This window comes from Bradyrhizobium sp. USDA 3364, assembly GCF_054056355.1.
Genome location: NZ_JBSRYG010000002.1, coordinates 8,420,709 through 8,438,471 on the forward strand (window position 1 = coordinate 8,420,709; position 17,763 = coordinate 8,438,471).

Consider the following 17,763-nt stretch of genomic DNA (forward strand, 5'->3'; position numbering starts at 1 on the left):
CCACCCTGCACAGGCCGCATCTGGTCACTATCTCTGTTCGAGCAAGTAGAATGAAAATCGAGACCGGTATGGAAAACAATACCACGGATGTTTGTGACGGCGGTGACTGCGACAGCTGCCCCACCGACCTCGCTCTGCTGATCGATTCCAAGAACGCGATCCACGCGCTCAGCGGCAAGTGGAAGCTCGAGATCCTGTTCACGCTGATGCATGGCGGCGTACGGTTCGGCGCGCTGCGCCGTGCGCTCGTGCCGATCACCCAGCACATGCTGACCGCGCAGCTGCGCGAGCTCGAGCGCGACGGGCTGGTGGCGCGCAGGGTGCTCGCCGAGAAGCCGCTGCAGGTCGAATATGAGCTGACGGATTCGGCCTGGGGCCTGACGCCGGCCTTCCGCGAATTGCTCGTTTGGTCGAAGACCTACGGCCCGCGCCGCAGCGCGCCTGCAAACGAGGCGACACTCGGAGCCGAACTGGCCTGACTGTCGCCTCGCCTTCAGATTGGTGCGTCAGCTCATGCCAAGCGCCTGCCGGATCGCGATCTCGACCGGCGAGTAGGAGCCGTCGTCGCGCTCGAGCCGGTACGGCTCGCCGGCACCGAGCGCCGGCTGCGCCATGAAGCGCGGTGTCGTGCCCCGATGCTTCTGCGCGGCATGGATCAGGAACGGATGGCACAGATAGACCGTGCCCGCCTCGCCCGTCGCGAGCGCGACCTCGCAGTCGGCGCCGATGTCGTCGAGCACCATGCGCGAACGGCCGGCCTCTCCCGCGGGCGCCAGATAGCGCGCCATCGGCAGATGCGAGCCGACCCTGATCCGGGTCGGCGCGTCATGCTCGCCGACATCGGAGAACAGGAACAGCATCAGCAGCGCGCGACCGCGCGAGACGATGTTGACCCGCCAGGCGGAGAAGTCGCTGCGCTCGTTCGGGTCGCAATCGTCGCCGGGGAAGCTGACGTCGACATGCCAGCCGGCATCACCGGGATCGTCCGGATGCGGGAAGCGCACCGGAAAGGTTCCGATGTTGTCGCGCGAGAGCCAGCGGCCCGGACCTGCGATCTGATCCAGCGCCCGGTACAGCACCGGCGCGTTGATCGCTTCCCGGAACGGCGTGCCGCCGTAGCCGGGTAATCGCACCACCGGCCGCGTCCAGGTCGCAGCATCATGCTCGCTGCACGGCAGGTCACGCCACATGACGGCGCGTCCCTGGTCGGCGAGTTCGCGGGGAAAGGCGTTGTCGATCCTGACAAAGCCCTGCGCAATGAATTGCGCGATTTGCGTGGCGCTCAGCGCACGCGCGTCGTCTCGATCGTTCATGATTGTCTCTCAAATTGTCGCCGGCCATCGATGGTCCGCGATGCGCGGAACCCGACCGGCTGATTCGGTTCACTGGAACCCGGCCAAGCAGGGCTTGCCGGGGCGATCGGCGCTTCCCGCGAGGAAGCGTGCTTCCCGTTGGAAGCGGATCAGCCCAGGAAGAAGACCGAGGCGATGTTGAGAGTACGTGTCATCATGGCGGCGCGAATCTACAACCGGTGCGCGCCGGGAGCAATCCGTGGCGATCTGCAGCCACTATTCGTCGCGATAGACCTTCTCGCGCTTCTCGTGGCGTTCCTGCGCCTCCACCGACAGCGTCGCGATCGGGCGGGCTTCGAGCCGCTTCAGCGAGATCGGCTCACCGGTCTCTTCGCAATAGCCGTAGGTGTTGTCTTCGATGCGCTGGAGCGCCGCGTCGATCTTGGAGATCAGCTTGCGCTGACGATCGCGGGCACGAAGTTCGATCGCACGGTCGGTTTCCGAGGACGCTCGGTCCGCGAGGTCGGGATGATTGACGTTCTCTTCCTGCAACGTCTGCAGAGTGACCTTCGATTCGCGGAGGATTTCATCCTTCCAGGCCAGCAGCTTGGCGCGGAAATAGTCGCGCTGCCGCTCATTCATGAAAGGCTCTTTTTCAGTCGGCCGGTAGTTCTTCAGCTTTTCCAAAGGCAGCCATGTCCCTGTCAGGCAGAGGGAACAAGACCCCCCCGCGCGGCGCCTTATATAGCCACGTCATGTGACAGACAATATCTGCCACCGCGAAAGGCGGGCTGCCCCCAAGGCCTTGCACAGGCAAACTTATCCGGTTGCCTGGGGGCCGCCTCACCCCTCCTCCCGCCCCCTCAGTAACCGACCGTGAAACGCTTGCGGATATGGGCCGGGCGCTCGATTTCGTCGGCGAGTGCAACTGCGAAATCCTCGAACGAGATCGAGCTTTTGCCGTCGGCGGCGGTCAAAAGCTGGTCGGTCCCGAGCCGGAACCTGCCGGTCCGCTCGCCCGCCACGAACAGCGCCGAGGGCGACAGGAAGGTCCAGTTCAGGTCCTGCTCCCGGCGCAGCAGGTCGAGGAATTCGGCCCCTTTGGTAGCCTCGGCCTTGTACTGGGGCGGGAAATTCGGCGTCGTCACCAGGCGGACGCCCGGGGCCACTTCGAGGCTGCCGGCGCCGCCGACGACCAGATAGCGGCCGACCCCGGAGGCCTTGGCGGCCCCGATCAGCTTGAGGGGGTCGCTGACCGAGAAATGGACCGAACTGATCGCGGCATCGTGGCCGGCCCACAGCGCGGCCAGGCCGGCCTGGTCGTTCACGTCGCCCTTCCTGGCGGTGACACCCGGCAGGGTTGCGACCTTCTCCGGGTTGCGGGCGATGGCGGTGACGGCATGGCCGCGGCGGGCCAGTTCCGCCGTCAGGCGCGAGCCGGCCTGGCCGGACGCGCCGGCGATGGCGATCTTCATTCTCAAGTCTCCGATTTGTAGTTTCCAATGGTGACTAGATAGCGAAATGGATGTAGGTGTGAAGAAGGCACTCTTGTCTCACCTGATTACGCCGGAGTAACCCCGATGAAAGCCGCCAGCCTGAAGCCGGACGCCTATGCCGCCAATTGCCCGACGCGCCAGATCCTCGACCGGGTCGGCGACAAATGGGCGGTGCTGATCCTGCTGCTGTTGCGCAGCGAGCCGATGCGCTTCAATCAGCTGCGCCGCGCCATCGAGGGCATCTCGCAGAAGATGCTGTCACAGGTGTTGAAGAGTCTCGAGCGCGACGGGCTGCTGCGCCGCCGGGCGATCGCAACCGTGCCGGTCACCGTGGAGTATTCGATCACGCCGCTCGGCTCGACGCTCGCCGAGGCGGTCGATCCGCTGCGCGACTGGGCCGAGCAGAATCTGAAGGAGGTGCTGGCCGCGCAACGCCGCTACGACGCGCAGCGCAAGGCACTGGCGGCCTGAGGCACTGGCGGCCTGAGGCACCGGCGGCTTGATGCGGGTTAGGTGGACGAGAGCGGCCTAGTATTGCCCGGCCTTGGCGAGCTCGACTTCGACGCGCAACTCGATCTCGCTCAGCACGGCATCGAGGCCGGGATCGCCGGAGGATTCCTTCAGGCTCGCCGCGGCATCGCGCAGCCGGTTCACGGTGGAGGAATCGAAATTGCCGGACAGCAGTCCGAGCTTGAGCGCGTCCAGCACGTCGAGCGCGCCCTTGCCGCGGGCCACCGAGCGCTTGCGGCGCTCGGTCGGGTCTTCGACGCCCTGCAGCGCGAGCAGCGCATCGAGGCTGGCGGCGGCCTTCGGCGCGGCGGTGGAGCGAACCTCCTCCTGCGCGGTCGTCGCATCCGGCAGCGAGAAGCCGCTCGACGAGGTGCGCCGCGTCGAGCTCGTGGACGTGCCAAGCGTGGTGCCGTTCGGTCCGTAGATGCGCATCTCAAGTGATCCCGCAGGCCTGAATGCCCGCAAGCATCGCCGTTTTATGGTTAACGATGCGTAAACGACCCGGCAATTTCTGCCGCCGCACGGCAGTTTCGCGCTCCCTGGCCAACCGGAGGAAAATGACGGCCCGACAATTTCGATAAATATATCAACACATTGCCGAACCGAGACAGAGTGGCACGCAGCTCGCATGGTTAATGGCGGATCGCCGTCATGGGAGTGTCGCGTGATCCGCGAGTTCAGTTCGAGGGGAGCATCGGGATGCCCGGCATCCGCATCGCAAAACTATTCGGAGTGGCCTGCGCCGCGCTGCTGGCGCTGGCGGCCTCCGTCATGCCGGCGGCTGCGACGTCGCGGATCAAGGACCTCGCCAATATCGAGGGCGTGCGCCAGAACCAGTTGATCGGCTACGGCCTCGTGGTCGGCCTCAACGGCACCGGCGACACGCTGAACAACATCCCGTTCACCAAGCAGTCGCTGCAGGCGATGCTCGAGCGCATGGGCGTCAACATCCGCGGCGCCACCATCCGCACCGGCAACGTCGCCGCCGTGATGGTCACCGGCAACCTGCCGCCGTTCGGCACCCAGGGCACGCGCATGGACGTCACCGTCTCCGCGCTCGGCGACGCCAAGAACCTGCAGGGCGGCACCCTGCTCGTCACCCCCCTGCTCGGCGCCGACGGCAATGTCTACGCGGTGGCGCAGGGATCCGTGGCGGTCGCCGGCTTCGCGGCCGAAGGTGCCGCCGCCAGCGTCGTACGCGGCGTGCCGACCGTCGGCCGGATCGCCAACGGCGCTATCATCGAGCGCGAGATCGAGTTCGCGCTCAACCGCCTGCCCAATGTACGCCTCGCGCTGCGCAACGCCGACTTCACCACCGCCAAGCGGATTGCCGCCGCGGTCAACGACTATCTCGGCGTCAAGACCGCCGAGCCGATCGATCCCTCGACCGTGCAGCTCGCGATCCCGCCGGAGTTCAAGGGCAACGTCGTCGCCTTCCTGACCGAGATCGAGCAGTTGCAGGTCGAGCCCGACCTCACCGCGAAGATCGTGATCGACGAGCGCTCCGGCATCATCGTAATGGGCCGCGATGTTCGCGTCGCCACCGTCGCGGTCGCGCAGGGCAACCTCACCGTCACGATCTCCGAGAGCCCGCAGGTTAGCCAGCCCAATCCGCTGTCGCGCGGGCGAACGGTCGTGACACCGCGCACCAGCGTCGGCGTCAGCGAGGACGGCAAGAAATTTGCGCTCGTCAGAAACGGCGTCTCGCTGCAGCAACTCGTCGACGGCCTCAACGGCCTCGGCATCGGACCGCGCGACCTGATCAGCATCCTGCAGGCGATCAAGGCCGCCGGCGCGATCGAAGCCGACATCGAGGTGATGTGATGGCGAGCCTGATCAACAGCACCACCGGCAGCATGCCGAACAAGGCGCTGATGCCGATGTTCAACGGCCGCCCCGATCCCGTGCTGCAGGACGCGATGAAGAAGGTCACGCCGCAGCAGATCACCAAGGCGAAGGCAACCGCGACCGATTTCGAATCGATGTTCCTCAACACGATGTTCTCGCAGATGACGACCGGCGTGAAGGGCGACGGCCCGTACGGCGACACGGTCGGCACCGGCCCGTGGCGCTCGATGCTGACCGACGAGTATTCGAAGAATTTCGCCAAGGCCGGCGGCGTCGGCATTTCCAACGAAGTGTTCCGCTCGCTGATCCTGCAGCAGGCGAACAAGAGCTAATTCGGTTTCAAGGAGAGCGCGATGAACCAGCGTCCCCAGCAGCCGCGGCCCGCATCCGCCCCCGCCGCGCGGCCCACAATGTCGACGCCGCCCGACGTCGCGCGGCTCGCCAACGAGCTGACCGAGGTGATGAGCGCACTGCTCACGGTCGTCGAGCAGGAAACCGAATTCGTCCGCGCCGGCAAGATCCGCGAGGGCATGCGGCTCGAGGCGCAGAAGTCGGATCTGTCACGGCGCTACATGCTCGCTGTGGAGCACCTGAAGTCGATGCAGAAGATGCTGTCGCAGACCGACCCCGAGCTGCTCGCGACGCTGCGCCGCCATCACGAAACATTCCGCGCCATGCTGCAGGTCAACCTGACCGTGCTCGCCACCGCACACGCGGTCTCCGAAGGCATCGTGCGTGGCGTCAATGCCGAGGTGCAGCGGCGCAACATTCCGAACACCTACACCGCGAACGGACAGCGCGCGGCTCCAGGCCCGCGCAACATGACGCCGATCGCCGTCAGCCGGACGCTCTGAGCCGCGCACGCCGACAATTTAGCTCAATTCGACGCGGCCGCGGCAGCACAGCGTTCAGCGTGTTCTCTAACACCCTGTTGAGAGGTTCCCCGTAGAGTTGCGGACCGTGAGGGGTTGGGATTTGACTCAAGCAAACTAGTGCCTGTGCACTACGAGGCTGCCATGAGTACGGATTTCAACATCAAGCCGGTGGGGGCACCGGTGGCAGCGCCGATGATCACTCCTGTGAGCGATACGGCGCAGAAGGCGGTGAAGACCGAATTGCCCGCGAGCCAGAGCGTCACCGCTCCGGAGCCGAGCGTGCGCGTCACGATCGATCCCAACGCCGTCAATGCATCGATTTCAAATCAGGCGCCCTCGGTCACCGACCAGGTCATCATCGACCGCGACGCGCGCGCCGTGGTCTATCAGGTGGTCGACAATCGCACGAACCTGGTGGTGAGACAGTTTCCGGAAGAAGCCGTATTGCGCCGCCGCGCCTATTTCCACGCGCTCGATCTCAGCAAGGATGCGCCGACGCGGGCGCGCGCGACCGACCGCCGCGCCTGAGCGCGGGCGAACGAACCCTCAAGTCTTCTGGGTGGCGTAGGCCTTGTCGAGATAGGTCGATCCGGTGGCCGGATCGGTGACGACATTGCTGATCAATGCCGTCCCCTGTTGCACCAGCGAAAACTTGGTATCGCCGATCCGGAACGCGCCGTCCTTGATCAGCACGTCCTGATACTTGCTGGTGCCGTCGCTCTGATAGTGGACCTTGGCGCGGAAGCCATCGACGTTCGACACCGAGATGTTGAACGACTTGTTGTTGGCGTATTTTCCGCTCCAGCTGCCCTCATAGAGATTCGGATCGACGGCGACATAGGGCGTCTTCGACGGAACCGTCAGGCCGGCGGCCTTGTAGTTGGCCGACAGGATGCTCAATACGTCGGCCATGCCGCGCGCTCCGTCGTGAGACTACGCGATCAGCCGCGGCCCGAGAGACCGGCGGCGAGATTGCAATTGATGTCGATCAGCGACTTCAGCTTGGCCGGATCCGGATTCATCTGGATGTCGACGGTCTGCTTCATCACGAACACGCCGATATTGGCGATGTTCTGACGCACCTCGAGCGGCTGCGGATTGTCGTCGCCCTGCGCGGCGCTGAGGAAGATCGACCACAGCCTCCGGTTGAACAGCAACGCGTGGTCGAGCGCCTTGTCGGGACCGTTCCAGTTGGTCTGGACTTCCTGCAGCTGACGGGCCGCTTTCAGGAGCGCCTGCGCCTCGATTTCACGTGGGGACGCCGTCGTCGTGGACGTACGAGCGTAGGCCTGGGCTGCATTCGACATTAATGACCTCGATGGGATGCGGATTTCTCGAGCCGCGAAGACGCAATTCTAGCGCTCGATATTTATGCATCCGGCGCCTTTAAATATGGTTAGCAACTGTTACGAAATACGTCGTTCCGGCGGCATAGACAGATACCGTAATATCCCGGAGACAAAGAAAAACGGCGGGGTTTCCCCCGCCGTTCTCGATGCGCTTGTCGGTGCGTTTAGCGGAGCAGCTGCAGCACGCTCTGCTGGCTCTGGTTGGCCAGCGCCAGCGCGGAGACCGCGATCGACTGGCGGGTCGACAGCGCCTGGCTGTTGGCCGCTTCCTCGTTGGTGTCGGCCAGCGTCAGGTTGGACGAACCGGTCTGCAGCACGTTGATCAGGTTCTTCGAGAAGTCCTGACGGATCTGCACGATCGACAGGTTCGAACCCAGCGTCGAGGCTTCGCTGCGCAACGCGGAGCTCGCCGAGCTCAGCGAGGAGATCACGCTGTTCGCCGAGTTGTTGTCGAGGAAGTCGGTACCCGCGGTCAGCGACTTCAGGCCGAGACCGGAAGCGCTGAAGGTGACGCCGGTGATGCTCAGCGTGGACTTGCCGGTCTCGTTGAAGGTCAGCTTCAGGCTGTCGCCGTTCAACAGGTTGATGCCGTTGAACGACGCGTCCTGCGCCGTGGTCGTGATCTGCGAGATGGTGTTGTTGTACTGCTGCACCAGGGCCGCGCGCGCCGACTGCGAAGCCGAGTCGGCAACCGGAGCCGTGCCGGCCGCGCTGAACGTCGCGGTGCCGCCGCCCGTGTTGGTGAAGGTCACCGCACCGATCGTCGAGGACGCCGCGTCATTGGTCGTGGTGATGACGAGCTTGTTGGAGCTGTCGAGGCTCGCCGTCAGGTTGCTAGCCGACAGCGCCGTGTTCAGCTGCGCCAGCGAGCTGCTCGCTCCGAAGGTGAACGTGAAGGCGGGCTGGCCGGCCGAAGCCGCGATCGCAAGAACGTCGCCGCTCTTGATCGTAGTGCCGTCGACGAGGTTGGCCGCCGTGCCGCCGAGCGCCGCGGTCGAGGTGACCTGCGACCGGGTGGTGTAACCCGTCGGGCTCTGCAGCACCTGGTTGGCAATCGACTTCGCGGTATCGACCAGTTTCTGCAGCGAGGTGATACCGGTGTTGGCGGCCTGCAGCACCTGCACACCGTTGCCGATGCCGTCGAGCAGGTTGTTGATGTCGCTGGCGCGGTTGTCGAGCGACTGAGCGGTGAAGAAGTTGGTCGGGTTGTCGAGCGCCGTGTTGACCTTCTTGCCGGTGGCCAGACGGTTCTGCGTGGTGGAGAGCAGATCGGCGGTGGACTGGAGGGAGAGGAGGTTCTGACGAACGGAGGACGACAGAATGATATCGGACATTTTCATACCTTTCTGGTGTGAAACTGAGGAAAAAACCGCGCCAATCCTTTCTGATCGGGCGGATAGCCGATCCTGCGTTCAGGCCCGCGAAGGAAAGAGAAATCTCCGGCACGGCATTTGAGTCGAATGCCGAAGAATAAAATTGTCGCCATCGGGCGAGGTTCGCCGCGAAAACTACTGAGAGGATTGCCGATTCCGGCCGGATGCCGGCAGTCGCGGCGGTCCGTTGTTCACCAAGCATTAACCATCATGGGAAAGGATCGCTGTCGCATCGGCCCCGGGCCGCGACGGCGGCTGCTAAGCAGTGCCGAACATGTTCCGCTAGCGACGACATCGCGCGGCTGCCGGCAAAGGAGAACGGTCATGGCCCTGAAGGTCGAACTGAAACCGAACGAGCGCATCATCGTCGGCAATTGCGTGATCACCAACACCGACCAGCGCGCCCGCCTGCTGATCGACGGCGACCGCATCCCGATCCTGCGCGAGAAGGACATCCTGACGCCGGACACCGCGGACACGCCGGCGAAGCTGATCTATCTCGCGGTGCAGCTGATGTATCTGTCGCCGGACCCGATGGCGCACCATCCGACCTATTTTAGCCTGGTGCGCGACATCATCACGGCGATGCCGAGCGCCTGGCCGTTCATCGAAAGCGTCAACAACTTCATCCTCAACGGCGATCTCTATCACGCGCTGAAGGAATCCAAGAAGCTGATCGCGCATGAGGAGAAGCTGCTGGAAACCGCGCGCAACCAGCAAAACGCCGATCGGGACGGCACGCGCAAGAGCGCATAGAGCTTCTCGTTTTGACGCGTTGTCCTCACCCGAACCGGCGTCCACGTCGCTTGAAAACGCTCTAGCCTCCCTCGCCCGAACGAAAAAGGCCTCCGCGAGGAGGCCCCTTTGCTGGCTGGAGTTGAAGGCGAGCGATCAGCTGATCGGCAGATATTTCAACAGCGTGGTCTGATAGAGCATCGAGGTGGTCTGATACGACGCCTGCAAGCTGGTCTGCAGCGCCAGGATCTTGGTCGCGACCTCGTCCTGATTGACGCCTTCGACCGAGTCGAGCATCGTTTCCGCCATGCCCTTGAGCTGGGTCTGGCGATCGGTGGCAGCCTTGGTCGCGGTCTGCGCGCCGGCGAACTCGGCCTGCACGTCCTGGATCTGCTGCTGGCCGTTTTGCGGGGCGAGGTTGGCGCTGATGCGTTGCGCCAGCGCCGTCACCTGCGCGCTCGCATTCGGGTTGCTGGCGTTGGTGGTCACCGCCGCATACACCGCGACGTTCTGCAGCAGATAGCGGAACGCCTGCTCGTTGGCGCGCGCGCCATACTGCACGGTGATCGACTGATCGACCTGCGCGACCGCGGTGCCGCGCGCCGATCCCGGGCCGTTCTCGCCGGTGTACCAGTAGACGGTGTTGTCGGGGGTGCCCGCGACCAGATTGGTCGCGGTGTCGAACGGCGGTCCGCCCACCCTGAGCGGCGCCGGGGTCGCGGTCGTATTATTGGCGATGCCGAGCGCGCCGAGCGCGGCCGTGTTGGAGCTCGAAATCGAGAGGTTCTGGCCGTTGGCGCCGTGCAGCGTGATCGCACCATTGCTGATGGTCGACGGATTCTTGGTGCCGCTGATCTGGTCGATCTTCGCCATCAGCGTCTGCACGCTGTCGGTGATGTTGACCTGGTTGCCGGTGGCGCCCGAGGCCACGAAGGTGATCGAGGTGCCGTTGACCGTGATGGTGTCGCCGGCCGCGAAGCTCGTCGACAGCGAGTCGGTGCCCGCCGCGCCCGAAAGCGCCGTCGCGCCTGAGATCGGCGCCGGCGGCGTGTTCTGGTTGTTGACGGCGGCGCCCGCAACGGTCGCGACCGGATTGAAGAAGTTGTTGGACGCGGCGACCGCGGAGGCTGCGACCAGCGACGTGTCGCTCAAGGTCTTGATCGACGACGTCAGGGTCGTCTGGAGGTTTGCGGTCGTGGCCGTGGTGTCGGCCCCGATCAGGAACGAGCCGGCGGGCGGCGGGTTCGTCGTGGTCGCCGTCAGCTCGATCGCCTCGGTGGTGCCGTCGGGCATCGTGAAGTTGAACTTGATCTTGTCGCCATCCTTCGGATTGACGGCGCCGAGATCGACCGATTCCGACTTCGGCGTGCCGGTCGGCTGCGTCACCGTGGCGCCGGTCAATGACGATTGCACCGACAGCGGCTTCAGGCCGAACGGCGAGCCGTCCTCGGCAATGCTGGTCACCGTCGTGGTCGCCGGTGGCGACGAGACGCTCACGCGCCCCATCATGTTGCTGCCCTGATCGGCCTGCTTGCGCTCACTGATGAGCTGGTTGAGGCCGGCCTGGGTGGCGGTGCCCTTGAGCATGACGTCGGCGGAGACCGTGGCCGGCGTATCCATCGCACGGCCGGAGAACAGGTAGCGGTCGCCCGACTGACTGTTCAGCATCGCGACCGCATTGGCAAGCGCAGCCTGCGCCGTGATCTGGCCCGAGGTCTGCCCGTTCTCGTTGAGCGTCAGCGTCGCCGTCGTCGAGGCGTTCTTCACCTGGGTGCCGACGTCGGACAGCCCCTGCAGACTGAGGTTGGCCACGTTCAGGCGCGTATTGAGGTTGGTGGCGGTGTCGGCGAACGCGTTGATGCCGCTGATCTGCGCGCGCAGGCTGAGCGCGAACCCGCGATCGAGCCCCTGCCCCGCATAGGTCGTCGACACCTTGCCGGTCGCAAGCTGCGTCGTCAGGTCATTGAGCTGATTCCGCAGGTTGAGGATCGTGGTGCCGATATAGGAAGTTCTGCCGCTTACGCCGTCGATCGACATGTCACCCTCACGTGAGCTGCAGCAGCGCGTCGTACATCTGCTTGATCGACGACATCACGCGCGCATTGGCGGAGTAGGCGTTCTGGAGCGAAAGCAGATGCGCCATCTCCTCGTCCATGTTGACGCCGGAGGTCGAGTCCATCTTGGTCTGCAGCGTGTTCAGCACGACATCCTGACCGTCGGCCAGTTGCTTGGCGGCGGTCGCCGACTCGCCCTGCTGGCTGATGAACTGCTTGGCGAAGTTCAGCAGCGTACCGGTGAACGGCGCGCCCGACGTGCCGAGCCCGGTCTGCGGCGAATAGCTGTACGACGCGTTCGAGAGCTGGTTCAGAATGAGGTTGGCGCGCGTGGTGTCGCCGGCCGGCGTCTGCGGATTGGTCGAGTACACGACCATGCGCGAGGGATCGCCGACGAGAGCGGTGTTGACGCTGATCCGCGCGGCAAGGCCCGTCGACTGCGAGCCGTTCGCGGTGGTCGCGCCGGTGTAGAGCCCGCCATTGTCGGTGAACAGCGGAAGCTGCGGATTGCCCGAGGTCAACGAGGAGACGGTTGTCGTGACCGATGATGCGGTCACGTCGGCCTTGTTGGCGGCGCCGTCGTCGAGCACGCGCAGCGTCGAGCCGGACGGATTGGAGAATTGCAGGCCGGTTCCGCCGAGCGCGCCGTTGAGCTGCGCCAGCACCGAGCTCATGCCGCCGGAGAAATCGACCCCCAGCACCTCGTCATTCGGATCGACGGTCGCGCTATTGCTCAGCGGCAGCACGCTCGGATCGTCGACACGGATGATCGACAGATTGTGCGTGAGGCCGGTGGTGTTGTCCTTGTAGGAGACATGGATGGTGTTGCCGTTCTGCAGCCCCGAGAGATCGAGGTCGAAGCCGGACTGCGCGCCCGCTGTCACCGCGGTGCCCGCCGTCGTCTTGTCCGACACCGCACTCGACATCGCGGCGGCGAACTGGTCGATCTGCGTCTGGGCCTGCGCCAGCGTGTTGTCGCGCAGCTCGAGATAGGCGGCGATCTTGCCGGAGCGGATCGAATTGGTCGACACCATGTCATAGGTGCCGCCATGCGGGAACGTGATGGTGATGGTGCCGACGGTGCTCTTGGTCGGGTCGGTGTTGTACTGCGTGTTGGGCGTCATCGTGCCCTGGGCGTTGAAGCTGAGCGTCGCCGCTTCGGTCCCGACCAGCTGCACGCCGGAATTGGTGAACACGGTCACCTGGTTCTGGCTGTTGGTGACGGTGCGGATATCCATCAACTGCGAGAGCTGCGTGACGTAGCGATCGCGCTGATCGAGCAATGCCGCGGTCGAGGCGTCCTGCGTGCCGCCATTGGCCTGCAGCTGCACATTGAGGCGCGCGATCTGCTGCAACGCATTGTTGGCGGTGTTGACGGAGTCGCTGATGCCGGCCTCGGCGTTGGCGCGCAGCGTCTGGATTCCCTGCGAGGTCGCGTTGAGCTGCTGCGCCATCGATTGTGCGGCATTGACGACGCCGATGCGGGCCGACTGCGAGTCCGGGCTGGTCGACAGCCCCTGCAGCGCGGTCAGGAACTTGTTGTAGGCATCCTCGATCGTGCCGGTGGAGTCGGGATTACCGTAGACACCCTGCAGGTTTGCCAGGAAGTCCGAGCGGACGTCGGCGTAGGCGGCGCCCGACGTCTCGGTGCGAAGCTGGGTCTGCAGGAATTCGTCGAGCTGGCGGTTGACGCCGGTAATCAGGACGCTCGATCCGAACTGGCCGGTGGTGCCGGTGGTCTGGTTCAGCGTCTTCCTGACGTAGCCGGGCGTCTCCGCGTTGGCGACGTTCGACGACACGAGCGAAAGCGAGGCCTGCGTGGCGCGCAGGCCCGACATCGCGGTGGAAAGGGCTTGGCTCAAACCCATGCTGTGTACTCGCCTTTACTGCTTCACATATGCGTCGCCGATGCGATCAGCGCACCACGTTCAGGAGGTCCTGCACCATCGAATTGGTCGTCGTGATCACCTTGGTGTTTGCCGAATAGGCCTGCTGGGTCACGATCAGCTTGGTGAACTCGTCGGCAATGTCGGTGTTCGAGCTCTCGAGCGACGAGCCGACGATGGTGCCGGCCTTGCCGAACAACGCCGCGCCGGATTCGTCGGTGGCCTCGAACGCGCCGCCGTCGATGCGCTTGAGAAAGTTGGTGCCGTTGAAGGTCGCCACGGAGATTTCGGCGAGATCGATGTTGCGGCCGTTGGTGTAGTTGCCGACGATGCGGCCGTTGGTCGAGACGCTGACCGATTGCAGCTGGCCCGCCGGGAAGCCGTCCTGCTGGATCTGGTTGACCTGGACGTTGCCGTTGGCGTCCGCGAACTGGGTCACGCCGCCGGAGCCGAAATTGATCACGGGGCTGCCGAGCGACACGCCGTTGACGACGGCATTGTTGAGCGCCACCGAGGAGATCGCCGGCGACATCTGGCCGTTCGACGCGAAGGTGAAGTTGATGTTGGCATTCTGCCAGGAAACCTGGGTGCCGGTCGCGTTGGGATTGACCTGATAGAACAGGTTCCAGGTATCGGTATGTCCAGCGCCGAGCGAGGAGCTGTCGGTCTTGGCCCAGCGGAATTGCAGGTTCACCGGCGCGCCCGACACGTCGTAGGCCGTGACGGCGCCGCCCGAGACGGACTCGTTCAGAAAGGTCGAGTTGTCGTTGCCGACAACCTGGCCGGTGCCGACCGTGCCGCCGCCGCCGCGGGTCGCCACCGCCGAGCCGGTGAAGCCGAGCGCCGCCAGCGCAGTCGAGTTCGAGCTCGTCACGTTGAGGTCCGCCGAGGTGCCGGAGTGCAGGGTGATCTTGCCGCCGCTGATCGTCGATGGCGTAGCGGTACCGGTGATCGCGTCGATCTTGGCGAGCAGCGTTCCGATGCTGTCGGTGACATTGAGCTGGTTGCCGGTCGCGCCCGACGCCACGAAGGTGATGACGGTCCCGTTGACCGTGATCGTATCGGCGGGCACCACCGGGGGGCCGGCAGAGCCGGCGCTGAAGCTTGCACGGTCCCGTTGACCGTGATCGTATCGGCGGGCACCACCGGGGGGCCGGCAGAGCCGGCGCTGAAGCTTGCATTGATCGAGTCGCTGCCGGCCGCGCCCGAAAGCAGGGTCGCCGCGGTATTGGCCACCGACGGCGTCGCCTTGTTGTTCTGCGCGGTGCCGGTGACGGAAGAATCCGTATAAGGCGCGGCGGGCGTACCCAGCACCAGCGGATTATGTCCGCTGCTGAACGCGCCTGGCCGGATCAGCTCCGAACCCGGAACCGAGGTGTCGTGCGCCGTGGTCAAGGGATAGGACGCGAGGTTGGCGCGGTAGTCGATCTTGGTGGTCTGCTGCGCCGGCAGGAAGTCGTTCTTGAAGCGCAGCACTTGCGGCGAGGAGCCCGACGGGTTGCCGGTGGTCGGGTCGATCGGCACACCCTCGAGGTAATAGCCGGCGCCGTTGACCAGATAGCCGTCCTTGTTGAGCTGGAAATCGCCGCGGCGGGTGTAGCGGTCGACGCCGTCGAACACCGGCGCGCCGTCGGTGAAGCTGCCGGGCTTTTGCACCGCGAAGAAGCCGTTGCCGTTGATCGCCATGAAGGTCGCGACCGACGCCGCCTGCACGTCGCCCTGCACCGAGTTGGTTGAGCGGGACTGCGCGGTGACGCCGCCGGCAAGCTGCGCGGTCAGCGCGGTCTGCGGGACCAGGTCGAGGAAGGAGGTATCGATGCGCTTGAAGGCGGTGGTCTGCGAGTTGGCGATGTTGCCGGAGATGTTCTCCAGCGCGTACGACCCTGCGCGCAAGCCACCGACCGCCGTCGTGAGAGCGCCGAAGATACCCATGACATGTTCTCCAATTCGAATCCCGGCGGCTGGCAATCAGAACGATGGCCGCATCGGCGAAGCATGTCGCAAGGGTCGTGCCAGGAAACGAAACGTAACAAAATCATGCGCTTGAAAAAAAAGCCCCGGCCGTTTAACCGGGGCACAATTGCCGGGCAGGCAACAATTGCCGAGAGGGAGCGCAGTTCTGACCGCGCTCCCTCTCGTTGTTTCGACGCGTTTTCCAGACGCGAACCAGTAGCCATCCCGCATCAAGTGCGGGACAGGCTTCGTTCGAAAACGCTATCAGGTCGCCGACGGTGCCGCCGGGTGAAATACCAGCGCAAAGCCATCCATGCAGTAGCGCAGCCCGGTCGGTTTCGGGCCGTCGTCGAAGACGTGGCCGAGATGGCCGCCGCAGCGGCGGCAATGCACCTCGGTGCGTGTCATGCCGAAGGTGCGGTCCCGACGTGGTGCCAACCGCATTGTCCAGCGGCTTGTAGAAGCTAGGCCAGCCGGTGCCGCTCTCATACTTGGTCTCGGACGAGAACAGCGGCAGGTCGCAGCCGGCGCAGGCGAAGGTGCCCTTGCGATGCTCCTTGAGCAACGGGCTCGATCCCGGCCGCTCGGTGCCCTGGTTGCGCAGGATCTCGTATTGCTGCGGCGTCAGCTGCGCGCGCCATTCGGCGTCGGTCTTCTCGATCTCGAATTTCTCGGCGGCCTGCGCCGGCGAGGCGCGCAGCCAGCGCAAGGCGGCAAAGCCGAACAGGCCGGCTGCGGAAGCAAGCAGGATGCGGCGATCGATCATCAATCATCTCCGATGCGGACGGCCAATACTGGCGAACGGGTTCGCCAACAAATACGAACCCCGCCGGCTGACGTTACATCCGCCCGTCGGAGATCCGCTCACTTTCTTGCGAGGCGTGAGGATACGGCTCCTCGGCGGCCGCAACCGGCCGGGGCGCTGGCGGCGGCACCGGCCGGACGACGGCCCCCGGCGGGCGGCGGAGCGCCGGTCCCCTGGTTCCGGCCTTGAGATTGGCCTCGGCCAGCCGCGCCTCGCGGACCTGCTCCCGCGCACGGGCCCCCTCGCGGTAGCGCGCCAGAACGCCCGCCGCGGACGAGGCCCCCCTCGCCCACAGGCTGACGAAATGGCCGGCAACGCGGCCGGTCGTGCCGCCGGCCCAGACCAGCTCGAACGGCGAGAACAGCCGCCAGCGGTCGTCGCCCCACAATATGCTGCGCGCGATCAGTTGGCCCGCAAGCGCGGAGGTATTCAGTCCCTGCCGGCCGAAGCCGCTCGCCACCCACAGGCCTCTGCGCAACTGGCCGATCTGCGGCATGCCGTGCACGGTGACGCCGACCGCACCGCCGAACATCTCCGCGATCGGAACCTTGCCGAGCTGTGGAAACATCGTGGCGATGCGGCGCTGCACTGCCGCGCCGAGCCGCCGCGGCCGCGCGTCCCAGGTGGTTTCCGGACTCGCCCAGAGCAGGCGGTCGCCGTCGACGACGCGGAAATGGTCGATGCCGTCGCTGTCGGCGACCGATCCGGGAAAGGCGATCGTCTCCGCCAGTCGTTCCCCGAGCGGCTCGGTCAGCGCCGCGTAGCGCCACACCGGCAGCAGCGTGTCGGACAGGCGCTTCAGCGGCGCACCGAGATGGACATTGCCGGCGAGGACGATGTGGTTGGCACGCAATCGTGCCGACGGCGTCACGATGCGCTTGCGGATGCCCGAGAAATCGATGCTGACGACCGGCGTCTCCTCGAAGATCCGCGCGCCCACCCGGGTCGCCAATGCGGCGAGCCCGTGCACATATTTGCGGCCGTCGATCTGGAACGCCTTCGGATAGTAGATGCCGTGGAAATAGCGGCCAGTCCGCAGCACGCTGCGCACGCGATCGACCTGCCAGCCTTCGACCTCGGTCGAAAAATCCTCGGCCAGCGTCTGCAGGCGGCTGATCAGCGCCTCGCCGACATCGACATTGGAGACCTCCAGCGCGCCGTCGCTCGGATTGATGCCCGGGATCAAATCTTCGGTAGCGGTGGCGCGGACATAGTCGGCGCCTAGCTTCGACAGCGCCCACAATTCGCGGGCATCGTCCATGCCGACGCGCTCGATCACGTCTGTCATCGGCAGGCCGAACCCCGGCATCACGGTACCGAGATGATGGCCGGAGGCGCCCGAGCCGACCCGGCGGCCTTCGAGCACGGCGACGCTCGCGCCGAGTCGCGCCGCCTCGCGCGCCACGGTCAGGCCGGCCAGCCCCGCCCCGACCACGCAAATGTCGACGTCGAGGTCGAACGCCAGGCGGTCGCGGAACGGCGAGGCCGCCCCGTCGGGGCCGTCCGCCGCACTTGTGGAAGTCTCGCTCATGGCGTTTTCTTACGAACCGCTGCGGCGCTTGTCACCTTGTCCGGGGCATGAGCCTG

17 protein-coding genes and 2 pseudogenes are annotated in these 17,763 nt (G+C 65.2%); 7 read left to right on the forward strand and 12 right to left on the reverse strand.

What is annotated here, in order from left to right:
* The first annotated feature begins 50 nt into the window (after positions 1–50).
* Positions 51–479 carry a winged helix-turn-helix transcriptional regulator gene (locus ACVILL_RS39930; protein ID WP_456734473.1) on the forward strand — a complete coding sequence of 143 codons (429 nt, stop codon included), beginning with the start codon at positions 51–53 and terminating at the stop codon, positions 477–479.
* A gap of 27 nt (positions 480–506) precedes the next feature.
* On the opposite strand, the gene ACVILL_RS39935 is transcribed toward ACVILL_RS39930, so the two are convergent.
* The 3 genes from ACVILL_RS39935 to ACVILL_RS39945 all read right to left on the reverse strand — a co-directional run bounded on the left by ACVILL_RS39935 (position 507) and on the right by ACVILL_RS39945 (position 2,767).
* Positions 507–1,313, reverse strand: a complete 807-nt coding sequence (locus ACVILL_RS39935; RefSeq protein ID WP_456734028.1) for a phytanoyl-CoA dioxygenase — start codon at positions 1,311–1,313, stop codon at positions 507–509.
* 255 nt (positions 1,314–1,568) lie between these two features.
* Positions 1,569–1,934: an RNA polymerase-binding protein DksA gene (gene dksA, locus ACVILL_RS39940; protein WP_170991616.1), complete on the reverse strand. Its 366-nt coding sequence runs from the start codon at positions 1,932–1,934 to the stop codon at positions 1,569–1,571.
* A 221-nt stretch (positions 1,935–2,155) separates the two neighbouring features.
* Positions 2,156–2,767: an NAD(P)-dependent oxidoreductase gene (locus tag ACVILL_RS39945; RefSeq protein ID WP_456734029.1), complete on the reverse strand. Its 612-nt coding sequence runs from the start codon at positions 2,765–2,767 to the stop codon at positions 2,156–2,158.
* 105 nt (positions 2,768–2,872) lie between these two features.
* On the opposite strand from ACVILL_RS39945, the gene ACVILL_RS39950 reads away from it, so the two are divergent.
* A complete protein-coding gene (locus ACVILL_RS39950; RefSeq protein ID WP_074131694.1) occupies positions 2,873–3,259 on the forward strand; it encodes a winged helix-turn-helix transcriptional regulator in 387 nt (128 codons plus the stop codon).
* 57 nt (positions 3,260–3,316) lie between these two features.
* Here ACVILL_RS39950 and ACVILL_RS39955 read toward each other — a convergent pair whose 3' ends face one another.
* Positions 3,317–3,730, reverse strand: coding sequence for a flagellar assembly protein FliX (locus tag ACVILL_RS39955; protein WP_076858793.1), 414 nt, complete (start codon positions 3,728–3,730; stop codon positions 3,317–3,319).
* 267 nt (positions 3,731–3,997) lie between these two features.
* On the opposite strand from ACVILL_RS39955, the gene ACVILL_RS39960 reads away from it, so the two are divergent.
* The 4 genes from ACVILL_RS39960 (at position 3,998) to ACVILL_RS39975 (ending at position 6,549) form a co-directional block, all read left to right on the forward strand.
* Positions 3,998–5,122 (forward strand): flagellar basal body P-ring protein FlgI, encoded by a 1,125-nt coding sequence (locus ACVILL_RS39960; RefSeq protein ID WP_456734030.1) that lies wholly within the window; start codon positions 3,998–4,000, stop codon positions 5,120–5,122.
* Positions 5,122–5,478 carry a flagellar assembly peptidoglycan hydrolase FlgJ gene (gene flgJ / locus ACVILL_RS39965; RefSeq protein WP_456734031.1) on the forward strand — a complete coding sequence of 119 codons (357 nt, stop codon included), beginning with the start codon at positions 5,122–5,124 and terminating at the stop codon, positions 5,476–5,478. The genes ACVILL_RS39960 and flgJ overlap by 1 nt, the downstream gene beginning before the upstream one ends.
* A 21-nt stretch (positions 5,479–5,499) precedes the next feature.
* Entirely contained in the window at positions 5,500–6,000 is a 501-nt protein-coding gene (locus tag ACVILL_RS39970) for a hypothetical protein (RefSeq protein WP_456734032.1), read from the forward strand.
* 162 nt (positions 6,001–6,162) lie between these two features.
* Complete coding sequence (locus tag ACVILL_RS39975) at positions 6,163–6,549, forward strand: hypothetical protein (RefSeq protein WP_074131709.1); 387 nt, start codon at positions 6,163–6,165, stop codon at positions 6,547–6,549.
* A gap of 18 nt (positions 6,550–6,567) precedes the next feature.
* Here ACVILL_RS39975 and ACVILL_RS39980 read toward each other — a convergent pair whose 3' ends face one another.
* The 3 genes from ACVILL_RS39980 to ACVILL_RS39990 form a co-directional block, all read right to left on the reverse strand.
* Entirely contained in the window at positions 6,568–6,933 is a 366-nt protein-coding gene (locus ACVILL_RS39980; RefSeq protein ID WP_456734033.1) for a hypothetical protein, read from the reverse strand.
* A gap of 29 nt (positions 6,934–6,962) precedes the next feature.
* Positions 6,963–7,328, reverse strand: a complete 366-nt coding sequence (flaF, locus tag ACVILL_RS39985; protein WP_456734034.1) for a flagellar biosynthesis regulator FlaF — start codon at positions 7,326–7,328, stop codon at positions 6,963–6,965.
* A gap of 206 nt (positions 7,329–7,534) precedes the next feature.
* On the reverse strand, positions 7,535–8,704 hold the full coding sequence (locus ACVILL_RS39990; RefSeq protein ID WP_456734035.1) for a flagellin N-terminal helical domain-containing protein: 1,170 nt from the start codon (positions 8,702–8,704) through the stop codon (positions 7,535–7,537).
* A 363-nt stretch (positions 8,705–9,067) separates the two neighbouring features.
* On the opposite strand from ACVILL_RS39990, the gene flbT reads away from it, so the two are divergent.
* Positions 9,068–9,499, forward strand: a complete 432-nt coding sequence (gene flbT, locus ACVILL_RS39995) for a flagellar biosynthesis repressor FlbT (protein WP_456734036.1) — start codon at positions 9,068–9,070, stop codon at positions 9,497–9,499.
* Positions 9,500–9,634: 135 nt separating this feature from the next.
* Here the strand turns inward: flbT and ACVILL_RS40000 are convergent, their stop codons facing one another.
* The 5 genes and pseudogenes from ACVILL_RS40000 to ACVILL_RS40020 all read right to left on the reverse strand — a co-directional run bounded on the left by ACVILL_RS40000 (position 9,635) and on the right by ACVILL_RS40020 (position 17,707).
* Complete coding sequence (locus ACVILL_RS40000; RefSeq protein WP_456734037.1) at positions 9,635–11,515, reverse strand: flagellar protein; 1,881 nt, start codon at positions 11,513–11,515, stop codon at positions 9,635–9,637.
* 7 nt (positions 11,516–11,522) lie between these two features.
* Complete coding sequence (flgK, locus tag ACVILL_RS40005) at positions 11,523–13,400, reverse strand: flagellar hook-associated protein FlgK (protein ID WP_456734038.1); 1,878 nt, start codon at positions 13,398–13,400, stop codon at positions 11,523–11,525.
* 46 nt (positions 13,401–13,446) lie between these two features.
* Positions 13,447–15,350 (reverse strand): annotated as a pseudogene (locus tag ACVILL_RS40010) (flagellar hook-basal body complex protein).
* Positions 15,351–15,635: 285 nt separating this feature from the next.
* Positions 15,636–16,137, reverse strand: a pseudogene (msrB, locus tag ACVILL_RS40015) (peptide-methionine (R)-S-oxide reductase MsrB).
* Between the two features lie 73 nt (positions 16,138–16,210).
* Positions 16,211–17,707: an NAD(P)/FAD-dependent oxidoreductase gene (locus ACVILL_RS40020; RefSeq protein WP_456734039.1), complete on the reverse strand. Its 1,497-nt coding sequence runs from the start codon at positions 17,705–17,707 to the stop codon at positions 16,211–16,213.
* Between the last annotated feature and the right edge of the window lie 56 nt (positions 17,708–17,763).